The organism is Alcanivorax hongdengensis A-11-3 (genome assembly GCF_000300995.1).
GTDB classification, from domain to species: Bacteria; Pseudomonadota; Gammaproteobacteria; order Pseudomonadales; family Alcanivoracaceae; genus Alcanivorax; species Alcanivorax hongdengensis.
This window is the reverse complement of the sequence record NZ_AMRJ01000016.1, coordinates 15,027-27,697: the sequence shown is the minus strand read 5'-3', so window position 1 is coordinate 27,697 and position 12,671 is coordinate 15,027. Positions and strand designations below refer to the sequence as shown.

The 12,671-nt window shown below is 63.1% G+C and carries 10 protein-coding genes; 9 read left to right on the top strand and 1 reads right to left on the bottom strand.

Annotation, left to right across the window (positions count from 1 at the left end):
• Nucleotides 1-37 precede the first annotated feature (37 nt).
• From A11A3_RS10765 to A11A3_RS10730, 8 genes are all read left to right on the top strand, one after another.
• Nucleotides 38-421 (top strand): HU family DNA-binding protein, encoded by a 384-nt coding sequence (locus A11A3_RS10765; RefSeq protein WP_008929329.1) that lies wholly within the window; start codon nucleotides 38-40, stop codon nucleotides 419-421.
• Between the two features lie 132 nt (nucleotides 422-553).
• Nucleotides 554-850 carry a PA4642 family protein gene (locus A11A3_RS10760; protein ID WP_008929328.1) on the top strand — a complete coding sequence of 99 codons (297 nt, stop codon included), beginning with the start codon at nucleotides 554-556 and terminating at the stop codon, nucleotides 848-850.
• A 186-nt stretch (nucleotides 851-1,036) separates the two neighbouring features.
• Nucleotides 1,037-2,260 (top strand): tetratricopeptide repeat protein, encoded by a 1,224-nt coding sequence (locus tag A11A3_RS10755; RefSeq protein ID WP_008929327.1) that lies wholly within the window; start codon nucleotides 1,037-1,039, stop codon nucleotides 2,258-2,260.
• A gap of 1 nt (nucleotide 2,261) precedes the next feature.
• Nucleotides 2,262-2,879, top strand: coding sequence for a class I SAM-dependent methyltransferase (locus tag A11A3_RS10750; protein WP_008929326.1), 618 nt, complete (start codon nucleotides 2,262-2,264; stop codon nucleotides 2,877-2,879).
• 52 nt (nucleotides 2,880-2,931) lie between these two features.
• Nucleotides 2,932-4,119: a sensor histidine kinase gene (locus tag A11A3_RS10745; protein ID WP_040297060.1), complete on the top strand. Its 1,188-nt coding sequence runs from the start codon at nucleotides 2,932-2,934 to the stop codon at nucleotides 4,117-4,119.
• On the top strand, nucleotides 4,109-4,663 hold the full coding sequence (locus A11A3_RS10740; protein WP_008929324.1) for a response regulator transcription factor: 555 nt from the start codon (nucleotides 4,109-4,111) through the stop codon (nucleotides 4,661-4,663). Before A11A3_RS10745 ends, A11A3_RS10740 begins: the two co-directional genes overlap by 11 nt.
• A gap of 111 nt (nucleotides 4,664-4,774) precedes the next feature.
• Nucleotides 4,775-6,478, top strand: a complete 1,704-nt coding sequence (locus A11A3_RS10735; protein WP_040297071.1) for an autotransporter assembly complex protein TamA — start codon at nucleotides 4,775-4,777, stop codon at nucleotides 6,476-6,478.
• A complete protein-coding gene (locus A11A3_RS10730) occupies nucleotides 6,475-9,918 on the top strand; it encodes a translocation/assembly module TamB domain-containing protein (protein ID WP_008929322.1) in 3,444 nt (1,147 codons plus the stop codon). The genes A11A3_RS10735 and A11A3_RS10730 overlap by 4 nt, the downstream gene beginning before the upstream one ends.
• Nucleotides 9,919-10,230: 312 nt before the next feature.
• Here A11A3_RS10730 and A11A3_RS10725 read toward each other — a convergent pair whose 3' ends face one another.
• Entirely contained in the window at nucleotides 10,231-10,650 is a 420-nt protein-coding gene (locus A11A3_RS10725) for a PaaI family thioesterase (RefSeq protein ID WP_157375602.1), read from the bottom strand.
• A 199-nt stretch (nucleotides 10,651-10,849) separates the two neighbouring features.
• On the opposite strand from A11A3_RS10725, the gene A11A3_RS10720 reads away from it, so the two are divergent.
• Complete coding sequence (locus A11A3_RS10720; protein ID WP_008929320.1) at nucleotides 10,850-12,574, top strand: proline--tRNA ligase; 1,725 nt, start codon at nucleotides 10,850-10,852, stop codon at nucleotides 12,572-12,574.
• The last annotated feature ends 97 nt before the right edge of the window (nucleotides 12,575-12,671 follow it).

The window sequence follows — 12,671 nt, the reverse complement described above, 5'->3', positions numbered from 1 at the left end:
GAACCACAGGAAGACACCAAAAAGGGGTAAGCAATCCATGGCTGCAAAGAAAAAAGCCGCTGCCAAGAAAACCGCGGCGAAGGCTGCCGCACCGGCTCGCAAGATCAAGACCATCACCGAACCCATGAACAAGACCCAGATCGTCAACCAGATCAGTGAAACCACTGGCCTGGCCAAGAAAGACGTCAATGCCGTCTTCGACGAGCTGGGCGTGATCATGGAAGGCCACCTGAAAAAACGTGCCGCCGGCCAGTTCACCCTGCCCGGTCTGATGAAAATCGTGACCCAGAAGAAGCCGGCCACCAAGGCACGCAAGGGCATCAACCCCTTCACCGGCGAAGAAACCACCTTTGCGGCCAAACCGGCCCGTACCACGGTCAAGGTTCGTCCGCTGAAAAAGCTCAAGGACATGGTGCTCTGACAGACCTGCCCACCGGGCGGCGTGCCGCCCGGTGTTCCCGCTTCCCGCCACATCCTGCCGCCAACCTCCCCACCACTGGCCCCGGGCCGCTGTCAGCGCCTATAATGCGCGCCGCACAGTGAGGAGTAACCCATGGCAGAGCGTAAAGACAAACAGAAGGTGATCGGCGAGCCGATGACCGATGAGCAGATCAAGGTATTTCTGGATTTCCCCGCCGAAGACGGCGTGGATGCGGATTTCCATGTGCTGGAAAAAGCCTACCGGGCACTGCGCGCCGAGGATTTCGCCCGTTTTGTGGCCTTCTTTCAGGACCAGGGCCGCAATATCGATGCCTGCGACCCCAAGGGCCGCACCATGCTCAGCATCATTGAGCAGCATGGCCGCAGTGAAAACTACGCCCGCGCCCTGCGCGAGGCCGGCGCCCGCTAACCGCCCTCCGGCACCCTGGCACAGGGTGCCTCACCCGCCACTTTACATTTCACATACCGGCGAGAACTTGTCCGCCGGGTAACCCCATGGCATTGTTAGGACATCATAAAGGGGAACCTCCGAGGGAAGACCCATTCATGGCGCCCGCGCGCCTGAACAAACAACAACAACAAGAGCTGCAAGATCATGACCGCATCCGCTCAATCCCACTGGCGCTATCTGTGCCTGTTTGTGCTGTGCCTGTTCAGTCTCCATGTCTATGCTGCCGTCGATGACGATGAAGCCGACGACGAGATGGACGAAGTCACCGCGGAAGAACTGCAAATGCAGGACATTCCGGTAGACCAGCGTATCTTCCAGGAAAAGTGGAACGACGTTCCCTACAAGAAAAGCTACTTCACCTACACCGACGCCCAGATCCGCCAAAAGTGGGATTATCTGATGCGCGGCCTGAAGGTGCCCTACCCGTCCGCCAGTTACCTGAAAAAGGAAATGGAAAAGTATCCCTTCATGAAGGAAGGGATCGAGAATTTCCATGGTGACTACAACGAGCTGGAGCAACGCTACCTGGACGTGTGGCGGCTGTTCTTCGCCGGCGACTTCCAGAAGGCCCGCGTGGAAGGCCTGAAACTGGGCACCATCGGCAAGATTCCGGCACTGTTCTCCCAGCTGATGAACGCCATCTACCTGACGGAGCGGCAGAGCACCAAGTACATGCTGCTGCAGGATGTGGCCAACACCGCCGAGGAATACTTCGACGACATGGACGAGGCCCGGGGTGACCCGGAGGTGGCGCCCATTATTGCCGTGGTGGAGCTGGGCTATGCCTACGCCATCGCCCGTATTGCCGAAGAGTCACCGGTGCCGATCATCGTTGCCCGCCGCTACATTGGCAAGATCAAGAACAGCGCCGACGATATCGTCAAGATCATGCCGACCCAGCCGCTGGCCTATGCCTTCCGCGCCGGCGTGGACGCGGGCATCATGCGCCGGGTGGGCAAGTTCACCGGCCGCATGACCTACGGCGCCCGTACCACCACGGTGGAAGACTCCTTTGCCAAGGCGCTGGAACTGGCCCCGGACATCCCCATCATCAATTACGAATACGCCAACGCCCTGATCTACATGAACCGCAAGCGTGACCTGAACAAGGCCATCAGCTACCTGGAAAAGGCCATGAAGATCCGCCCGGAGTATTCCATGGACGCGCTGGACGTGATGTATTCCTACAAGCGCCTGCAGGAAGTGCGCCTGTATGCCCTGAACTTCCGCAGCTTCCGCAAGTTCGAGAAACTGCGCCGCAAGTTCAGCAAGATCACCGACCGCAACCTGACCAGTGTGCTGAGCGACCCGATCACCATGGACATGCTCAACCACCCGGAAAAGTACAAACTGCCCGAAAAGAAATAGCATGAGTCTCTACGAAGACCGACTCTTCCCGGTATTGCTGGACTGGGCCACCCGTCCTCTCTACCGGGACCGGCAACGGCTGCTGGCCAGGGCCAGCGGCCGGGTGCTGGAACTGGGCGTCGGTACCGGCGCCAACTTCCCCCTCTACAGTGACAAGGCCACCGAGATCCACGGCATCGAACCGGCCGAGGCATTACTGGGCCTGGCCCGCCAGGCCGCCGACCACTGTGAGCAACCGCAACGCTTTCACCTGCAAACCGGGGACGCCCAGCAACTGCCCTACCCGGACCAGCACTTCGACACCGTGATCGCCTGTCTGGTGTTCTGCACCATCCCCGACCCGGACAAGGCCGCCGCCGAAGCCTATCGTGTGCTCAAACCCGGCGGCACCCTGCTGGCCCTGGAGCATGTACTGAGCGAACGGCGCTGGGTACAACGGGTGCAGAAAGGCATGAATCCGGCCTGGCGCCACCTGGCCTGCGGCTGTCAGCTGACCCGCGACACTACCCGCACCTTTCTCAATGCCGGTTTCCGCCATGTCGACAGCGTTCACCGTCGCCACCCGAAACTGCCGGCCTTTGCCTCAGAGCTGCTGGACGGCGCCCTGATACGCCCCTGACCCGGACAAACTGCCACACCCCGCCAACCGCCAAACCCTCTACAATGGCGCCATGGACTTTCAACCTTCATTGCTCAACTGGCGCCTGCGCCTGATCTGGCTGCGCTGTGGTCTGGTGCTGATTATCGCCCTGGCCCTGCTGGCACTGCGTACCCTGGGCCACAGCGGCTACCACCGCCCGGAACTGTTGTGGCTGGGCGCCCTGCTGCTGCCCTGTCTGCTCACCGCCGTCACCCTGCGTCTGCCGATCCGCCGGCAACGGCAGATGCTGACGCTGGAGCTGGCGCTGGATGTGCTTCTGTTCATCGGTCTGGTGCAGGGTTTTGGCGGCGGCGGCAACCCGCTGTCCTTCTACCTGCTGGTACTGGCCCTGCTGGCATCCATCACCCTGCCACTGGCCAACACCCTGCTGATCACCGTGCTGGTGCTGGGCGGCTACCTGCTGTCGTTGAGCTGGTATCAGATGCCGGCCATGGACAGCCCCATGCATGCCCTGAGCCTGGAGCTGAGCGCCCTGCACAGTGTCGGCATGGCCGCGGTATTCATTGCCCTGCTGATGGTGCTGACCCTGCTGGGCCAGATCATTCAGCATCTGATGCGCCAACAGCGCCGCCAGCAGGAACAGGCCCTGGCCCTGGCCGGCCGGCGCGAGCGCATGTACCAGATTGCCGCCACCCTGGCCGACCAGGCCCATGAACTGAACACCCCCCTGGGCACCCTGGTGATGCTGGCCGACAACATGCTGCAGACCCCGGACCTGCCCGCCCCGCTGCGCGACGATCTGCAACAGGTGGATGCCCTGGCCCGGCGCGTGGCCAACCGGCTCAAGAGCAGTAACCACACCGACCTGCCAGCACAACTGCCGGCCGGGGCACTGGTGGGCAGGCTACAGCAGCATCTCAATCATCTGGCGCCAACGCTGCGTATTCACTTTCAAGGCGAGGACCAGCAGCCCCTATCGGATGCGGACAGCTGGTTGCGGGTGCTCACCAACCTGGCCTATAACGCCATGGATGCCGGCGCCACGGAACTGAATATCAGCCTGCAACGCCAGCCGCTGCACTGGCTGCTGCAGGTCAGCGACAATGGCCCGGCACACAGCGCCTCGGAGCGCCAGGGACTGGGCCTGGGGCTGGCACTGATCACCACCACCCTGGAGCAACTGGGCGCCGAACTGGAACTGGACTTCGGCAGCCAATGGACCGAGGCACGCATACGCTGGAGCCACCATGGACATTGAACACCTGCTGATCGTGGAAGATGACGACCTGCTGGCCCGTCAGACCGCCCGCGCCCTGGAGCGTCACGGCATTACCGTGCAGGTGGCCCACAACCATCACGAAGCCAGCCAGCATCTGAACCGGAGCGAACGGCTGGATGCCGCGGTGCTGGACCAGAACCTGGGCCAGGATAACGGCCTGGATTTGATTGCACCGATCCTGGCGCGCTTCCCGGACTGCCGGGTATTGCTCCTCACCGGCTATGGCAGCATTGCCGCCGCGGTGGCCGCCACCCACCGCGGCGCACACAATTACCTGACCAAGCCGGCCAATGTGACCGAGATTCTCGCCGCCCTGCACATGGACCCGGCCAGCCAACCGCCCACCCTGCCCGAAACACCACCATCACTACAGCGGCTGGAATGGGAACATATCCAGCGCACCCTGGACGCCCATGACGGCAACATCTCCCGCGCCGCCCAGGCACTGGGCATTCACCGGCGCACCCTGCAACGGCGATTGAAAAAACGTCCCAGCGCCAGCAATTACGACCGCGAACGCTAACTGTTTTCCCGCCCCTTGCCGTACACTGTGCCGGTGCGAAACCGAACAACCACAGGACGGCAAGGCTTGGTATTCAGAGGCGGCATCTGGCCGGGACTTTTTGTATGCCTGATGCTGGCAACGGCCCTGGTACAGGCCAAAGATGATGTGCCCGCCATGACGTTCAGCGGCACGGCGGATGACGCCGTCATCAGCAATATCCGCAACCTGGTCAATATCGAGCGCTACCCCTGTCACCCGCCGCGTGCCCAGTACGGCCTGCTGCGCCAGCAGATCCGCAGCCACGCCAGTGACGCCCTGCAGGCCATGGGTTATTACCACCCACGCCTGACCCTGACCCTCAACCCGCAACATCAGGACAGCTGCGCCAGTGTCAATCTGGACGTGCAACCCGGCCCGGTGGTGCACATCAGCGCGGTGGATATTCGCATCCAGGGTGATGCTGCCAGCGACCCGGCGTTTCGCAAGCTGCAGGACAAGGCCGGCCTGAACGTGGATGACCCGCTGCGCCATGATCACTACAGCTCCCTGCGCAAGGCCCTGCAACAGAGCCTGATCAGCCGCGGTTATGTGGAAGGCTCGCTCACCGAACACCGGCTGACCGTGGATACCCGCGCCAATACCGCCACCGTCACCCTGCATGTGGACAGCGGTCCGCGCTACCATTTTGGCCAGACCACATTGCATGGCGGCAACCTCAACGACCGGCTGCTGCGGGCCTACCTGCAATACCGGCAGGATGACCCGTTCGACAATGGCGACCTGCTGGCCACCCAGCAGGCCTATCTGGGTACCAGCTATTTCAGTGCCGTACGGGTACAACGCGGTGAGCCGGACCGGGCCAGCCACAGCATCCCGGTGGACATTACCTTCACCGACAACAATCGCTGGTCGCTGCTCACCGGTATCGGTGCCAGCACCGACACCGGCCCGCGCCTGCGACTGGGGGTGGAGAACCGCCGCGTCAACCGCGCCGGCCACCGTTTCAGCGTGGAAAGCGAACTGTCGGAAGTGCGCCAGGGTGCCGGCGCCAGTTACCAGATTCCGCTCAAGGACCCGGTGCATGAACGGCTGGATCTGCATACCAGCTACGTGAACGAAACCACCGACAGCAATGACAACGAGCGCTTCAGCACCGGCGCCGACTATATTGTCGAGCTGAACAACAAGTGGGTGGCCACTACCTCACTGGAATGGCTGCATGAAACCTATCAGGTGGCCGACCAGATCGACCGTGCCGAACTGCTGATTCCCGGCTTTCAGCTCAGCCGCGTGAAAGCCGATGATCCCATCTACCCGCGCCAGGGATGGCGCCTGAGCGGCAAGATCCGCTTTGCCGACGATGCCCTGCTATCGTCCACCAGCTTTGTGCAGACCACCCTGAGCGGCAAGCTGATTCAGCCGGTCCTCGGCGGGCGGATTCTCACCCGGCTGGACCTGGGCTACACCGATGTGGCCGATGTCACCGACCTGCCGGCGTCCATCCGCTTCTTCGCCGGGGGCGACTCCAGCGTGCGTGGCTACGGCTATGAAGCCCTGGGCCCGGAAGACAGCAATGGTGATGTGATCGGTGGCCGGGACCTGGCCACCGCCAGCCTGGAATTCGACCACCCGATTACCCGGCAGTGGCATTACGCGGTATTCACCGATGGCGGCAATGCTTTCAACGAGCTGAACAACTTCGACCCCAAATACAGCGCCGGCGCCGGTATTCGCTGGCGCTCGCCCCTGGGGCCGATCCGGCTGGATTTCGCCCGCGCCCTGGATGAGTCCCGCAGCTGGCGCATTCACCTGAGCATGGGGCCTGACCTGTGATTCGACGTGGCCTGACCCTCACCCTGGCGACCCTGCTGGCGCTGATGGCCCTGCTGCTGGCCGGGGCGGCCCTGCTACTGGGCAGCGAAACCGGCAACCGCTGGCTGCTGGAGCGGGTGCGCCCGCTGATTCCCGGCGAACTGAGCGTGACACAATGGCAGGGCACCCTGCTCACCGGTCTGCAACTGGGCGGTATCGATTACCGTTATGCCGGCACCACCGTCACGCTGGACCGGCTGGGCCTGGACTATCAGCCCAGCGCCCTGCTGCGAGGCTGGCTGACGGTGGATCAGCTACAGCTGGGCCGCCTTGAGATTCACACGGCGCCGGCCGAACCCACCGAACAGCAACCCCCCTTCACGTTGCCCGACAGCCTGGCGCTGCCCCTTGGCGTGCGCATTGAGCACCTGCTGTTGCAGCAACTGATCGTCAATGACCGGCCCCTGGTGTCTGATCTGGAAGGCCAGCAGCTGGTGGCCTGGCGCCGCTTCAACCTGGCCCGCCTGAGCGCGGAGGTGGCCGGCGTACAGCTGGATGCCAACCTGCAGGGGCAACTGACACAGCCCTACCCGATGCAGGGTCAGCTCAACTGGCAAATGCCGCTGGCGGACAGTGACACCCTTAAGGCCAGCCAGGCCCGCGGCCAGTTAGTGTTATCCGGCCCGCTGGAAAACCTGGCCATCGAACATCGCCTCAGCGCGCCGGTACAGGTACAAAGCCAGGGCAAGCTGGCCCTGCAAGACGGTCACTGGCGTTTCGATCTGACCCATCGCTGGCAGGCCCAGCCACTGCCGCTGCAGCTGCCGCAACCGCTGGCACTGGGGCAGGGCCAACTGATTACCCGGGGCGACCTGAACACCCAGCAGCTGCAACTGCGTACCGGCCTGAAAAGCGGCGAGCAGGCATTGACGGTGGCGCTGGACGGCAAGCTGGCCAACCAGCAGTTGAGCCTGTCCCCCCTGACCCTCAGCGACGGTCAGCAAAGCATCACCGCCAGCGGACAACTGGCACTGACCACCCGGCGCTGGCAACTGGATCTGCAGGGCAAGCTCAACCCGCAATGGCTGCTGGCCAGCCTGCCCGGCTCCCTGACTCTCAACGGCAACAGCCGCGGGCAGCTGACCGAACAGGGCTGGCAGCTGGAAGACACCCACCTGACCCTGGACGGTACGCTGCGCGATCAGCCCGCCCATGCCAGCGCCAGCGTGACCGGCAACGCCCGGGCGCTGAACCTGCAGGGCCAGGCCAGCTGGGCCGATAACCGGATTCGGCTTGAGGGCCGTGCCGGCGACAGCCTGGCACTGCATGCCCGCGCCACCCTGCCCCGCACCGGCCTGCTGGACCGCCGCCTGGGCGGACAACTCAACGCGGACCTTCGCCTCACCGGCAGCCCGCAGGCTCCGCAAGTCAGCGGCCAACTGCAAGGCAACCGGCTGCGCTGGCAACAATGGCAGGTGGATCATGTGGACAGCCAGTTTCGTCAACTGGGCCCGGGCAAGCAGCCCATGGCCCTGCAACTGACGGCCCGGGGAATACAGCAGCAAGGCCAGAGCGTACTGGGCGATCTGACCGTGGACGCCGACGGCCGTCGCCAGCAACACCGTGTGGCGGTGCGCCTGGAGCATGACGATGTAGGTCTGAGCACGCGTCTGCAAGGCGCCCTGAGCGAGACGTGGGTCTGGCAGGGCCGGATTGATCAGACCCGCCTGCAACAACAGCAACTGGGTAGCTGGCAGCAGGCCAGCCCGGCGGCGCTGACCGTCAGCGCCGATCAGCAGTCCCTGGGCTCGCTGTGTCTGAAAAACGGCGACAGTGACCTCTGCCTGGCCGGCCAGCACGGTAACGACGGGCGCATTCAGGCCGACCTGCAACTGGATGCCCTGCCGCTGTCGCTGGCCAATGGATTGATGGCACCGCTGGCACGCCTGGACGGCAACCTGACGGCAAAACTGGCCCTCAGTGGCACGGTGGACGCGCCCCGGGGCACCTTGAGTGCCCGCACCGGCCAGGCTCATTTGCTGATTGATGATCCGGATCAGCCACAGACGCTGGCCATCGAACAGCTGCAACTGGACAGCCAGCTCGATAACGGCCGGCTGACCAGCAAGCTGGATGCACGCACGCCCCATGGCATTGTGCAACTGAACCTGCAAAACGGCCTGTCTGCCACCGCGCCCATGGACGGCGACCTGACCATGAACATTGATGATCTGTCCGCCCTGTCCATTCTGTCGCCGGATGTGCGCAATGTGGAAGGCCGCATCAACAGCCAGTTTCGCCTGGGCGGCACACCGCACCAACCGATCATCCAGGGCCAGGCACGCCTGACCGGCGGCCACGCGCTGGTGCCGCGCCTGGGTGTGGAGGTCAATGACCTGGCCCTGACTCTGGATGGCTCACCGCTGGGCGAACTGAACCTCAAGGGCCAGGCGCGGCTGGGCGATGGCACGGTGCACATCACCGGCAACATGAACCCGGCCCGGCAACCGCTGGATATGGCCATCCAGATCCGCGGCGACCATCTACTGGTGGCAGACCGGCCCGATGCCAAGGCCTGGGTCAGCCCGGATCTGACCCTGGGTAGCCGCGACGGCGTACTGACCCTGCGTGGCAAACTGGCCATTCCCGAGGCGGATATCCGCCCGGTGGAACTGCCCGCCGGCGCCATCACCGTCAGCGACGACCAGGTGCTGGTGCACCAGCAGGTAGACACCCGCCGCGGTACCGACCTGGACTTGCTGGTTACCCTGACGCTGGGTGAGCAGGTGCATTTCAATGGCTTCGGCCTGAATGCGGACCTGGGCGGCAGCGTGCAGGTGCAGCAACAGCCCGGCGAGCCGTTACAGCTCAATGGCGAGCTGCTGATTCGCAAGGGGCGTTACCGGGCCTACGGCCAGAACCTGGCCATCAGTGACGGGCGTCTTGTCTTTCAGGGCGCACCGGACAACCCCGGCCTGGATATCCGTGCCATCCGCAAGATCCCCAGCGAGAACCAGACCGTGGGCGTGCGCCTGACCGGTACCCTGCAGGAACCGAAAGCGACCATCTTCTCGGAACCGAATCTGGAACAGAGCCAGGCCATGTCCTACCTGCTCACCGGTCGCCCCCTGGAGCGGGGCTCCAACAGCGATGGCGCCCGGGTGGCCCAGGCCCTGGCCCTGTACGGGCTGGAAAAAGGCAGCGGCGTGACCGAGAAGATCGGCGACAAGCTGGGCCTGGATGAGGTCACCGTGGGCAGCGACTGGGAAACCAATGATGCAGCTCTGATGCTCGGCAAACAGATTTCCGACCGGCTTTACCTGTCCTATGCGGTGGGGCTGTTCGATGCCGTTTCCACGGTCATGCTGCGCTATACCCTGACCACCCAGTTGCACCTGGAGGCACGTTCAAGCAGCAAGGCCAACAGCCTGGACCTGATCTGGGAAAAAGAGCTGCATTAGAGCCTGGTCCAACGCCAGAGGTCGGACGTCAGACGCGATAGACTGAAACCCCAAAGACCCCAACGCCAAAACCTTCACCGGCTACCCCCCTGCGGGCGTTTGTTTGTCAACCAACAGGGCTTGTTCGCGTGCAAGCACGCTCCCACAGGCAAAGCGAGGGCTTGCAGGTGAAGGGGACAGGCGTGCGCATGCAAGGGTCACCCCGAAACATCACCGCCGCGCCAGCTGTAAGGGGTTGAGCCTGGAGTCAGACGCCTGACGTCAGGCCTTGTACGTTTTCCAGCGAATCCGCGATGGGCCTTTTAACAGACCCTAGGCCCTGGTGGATGCCGGTAGCGCATAGGTGCCGGTGACATGGGCGACCATCTCTTCACCGCCTTCACTGAACAGCTGCACTTCCAGCACCGCCGAGCGGCGCCCCAGACGCAGGATTACTGCCTCGGCAATCAGGTCGCGGGGCGCCGGGCGGGACAGGAAGTTGATATTGAGGTTCTGGGTGACAGCCATTTCCACCCGCCCCAGCGCCGCCAGGATGGCCGCGTACATGGCCGCATCGGCCAGCCCCATCATGGTCGGCCCGGACAGGGTACCGCCGGGGCGCAGTGCTGACTCGCGAAACGGGGTTCTGACCCGGGCGCGATGATCGCCGACCTGCTCGACCCGCAGCCCTTCCTCGGAGGCCGCCGGCAATCCCTGATAAATGATTTCTTGTACTTGTTGTGCGTTCAGCATAAGGAGGCCCTGATCCTCGATCACAAATGAACATGGTTCGAAAACGCCATGATAGCAGTTCGCCATCCATTTTCGCCTGACCGCTTCACAACCGCTGACGGCGTTACGGCCATACCGGAAAACCGGCATGCCGGTTTCCAATCCCCGGCTCAGGCCCTAGAATCGGCGTTTCCGCATTCACTGGTCACTAAGAGCGATTATGCGCACCTCCCAATACCTGCTTGCCACCGTCAAGGAAACCCCCGCTGATGCCGTTGTCATCAGCCACCAACTGATGCTGCGTGCCGGCATGGTTCGCAAACTGGCCTCCGGGCTTTATACCTGGCTGCCAACCGGCCTGCGGGTACTGCGCAAGGTAGAAACCATCATCCGTGAAGAGATGGACCGGGCCGGCGCCCAGGAGGTGCTGATGCCGGTGGTTCAGCCCATGGAATTGTGGCAGGAATCCGGCCGGGCACCGGCCTATGGCCCCGAGCTGCTGCGTATCACCGACCGCCATGACAATGCCTTCTGCCTGGGCCCCACCCATGAGGAAGTGGTCACCGACATGGTGCGCAACGAGGTACACAGCTACAAACAGCTGCCGGCCAACTTCTACCAGATCCAGACCAAGTTCCGTGACGAGATCCGTCCGCGCTTTGGCATCATGCGCTCGCGGGAATTCATCATGAAGGACGCCTACTCCTTCCACATTGATGAAGCCTCCCTGGCCGAGACCTATCAGATCATGCACCGGGCCTACTGCGCCATCTTCGACCGCCTGGGCCTGGACTACCGCCCGGTGGAAGCGGACACCGGCGCCATCGGCGGTGCCGCCAGCCACGAATTCCATGTGCTGGCGGACTCCGGCGAGGACGATATCGCCTTCTCAGACAGCTCCGACTTCGCCGCCAATGTGGAGCTGGCCGAAGCCCTGGCTCCCACCACCGAACGGGCGGCAGCCACCGCCGACATGGAAAAGGTGGACACGCCCAATGCCAAAACCATTGAAGAACTGGTGGCGCAGTTCGACCTGGCCATCGAGAAAACCGTCAAGACACTGGTGGTAAAAGGCGCCGAGGACGGTGAGCTGGTCGCCCTGCTGGTGCGTGGCGATCACGAGCTCAACGATATCAAGGCAGAAAAGCTGGATGCGGTGGCCTCGCCCATGGCGTTCGCCAGCGAGGAAGAGATCCGCAAGGCAATCGGTGCCGGCCCCGGCTCCCTGGGCCCGGTCAATTTGCCCATCACGATGATCGCCGACCGCAGCGTGGCAGTGATGAGTGATTTCAGTGCCGGCGCCAACGAAGACGGCAAACACTTCTTCAACATCAACTGGGAACGCGATGTGCCGCTGCCGCAGGTCGCCGACCTGCGCAATGTGGTGGAAGGCGACCCGAGCCCGGACGGCAAGGGCACCCTGACCATCAAACGCGGCATCGAAGTGGGTCATATCTTCCAGCTGGGCACCAAGTACTCCGAAGCGCTGGGCGCCAAGGTGCTGGATGAAAACGGCAAGTCCGTGGTCATGCCCATGGGCTGCTACGGCATCGGCGTCACCCGGGTGGTGGCCGCCGCCATCGAGCAGAACAACGATGATCGCGGCATCATCTGGCCGGAAACCATCGCCCCCTTCCAGGTGGCCCTGGTGCCGGTGAACATCAAGAAGAGCCCCCGCGAGCGCGAGCTGGCCGAGCAGCTCTACCGCGACCTCACCGCCGCCGGCATCGAGGTTCTGTTTGACGACCGGGAAAAGGAACGCCTGGGCGTAAAACTGGCCGACAGCGAACTGCTGGGCATCCCTCACCGCATTGTCATTGCCGAGCGCGGCATGGACAACGGCGTGCTGGAATACAAGGGGCGTCGGGACGCGGAGAATACCGATGTGCCGCTGGATGAGGTTGTGGCGTTTATCAAGAGTAAGGTGGGGTTAATTGATAATTGATAATGGATAATTGATAACTGGCGCGAGCCAGTTCCTTGGTTATCAAACGCAAGAGGCCGCGTCCAGACTATGGACGCGGCCTCTTTGCTTTCAGACA

Coding starts and splice junctions, on each gene's coding strand:
- A11A3_RS10765 (WP_008929329.1), top strand. CDS start 38: ATGGCTGCAAAGAAAAAAGCCGCTGCCAAGAAAACCGCGGCGAAGGCT.
- A11A3_RS10760 (WP_008929328.1), top strand. CDS start 554: ATGGCAGAGCGTAAAGACAAACAGAAGGTGATCGGCGAGCCGATGACC.
- A11A3_RS10755 (WP_008929327.1), top strand. CDS start 1,037: ATGACCGCATCCGCTCAATCCCACTGGCGCTATCTGTGCCTGTTTGTG.
- A11A3_RS10750 (WP_008929326.1), top strand. CDS start 2,262: ATGAGTCTCTACGAAGACCGACTCTTCCCGGTATTGCTGGACTGGGCC.
- A11A3_RS10745 (WP_040297060.1), top strand. CDS start 2,932: ATGGACTTTCAACCTTCATTGCTCAACTGGCGCCTGCGCCTGATCTGG.
- A11A3_RS10740 (WP_008929324.1), top strand. CDS start 4,109: ATGGACATTGAACACCTGCTGATCGTGGAAGATGACGACCTGCTGGCC.
- A11A3_RS10735 (WP_040297071.1), top strand. CDS start 4,775: ATGCTGGCAACGGCCCTGGTACAGGCCAAAGATGATGTGCCCGCCATG.
- A11A3_RS10725 (WP_157375602.1), bottom strand. CDS start 10,650: ATGCTGAACGCACAACAAGTACAAGAAATCATTTATCAGGGATTGCCG.
- A11A3_RS10720 (WP_008929320.1), top strand. CDS start 10,850: ATGCGCACCTCCCAATACCTGCTTGCCACCGTCAAGGAAACCCCCGCT.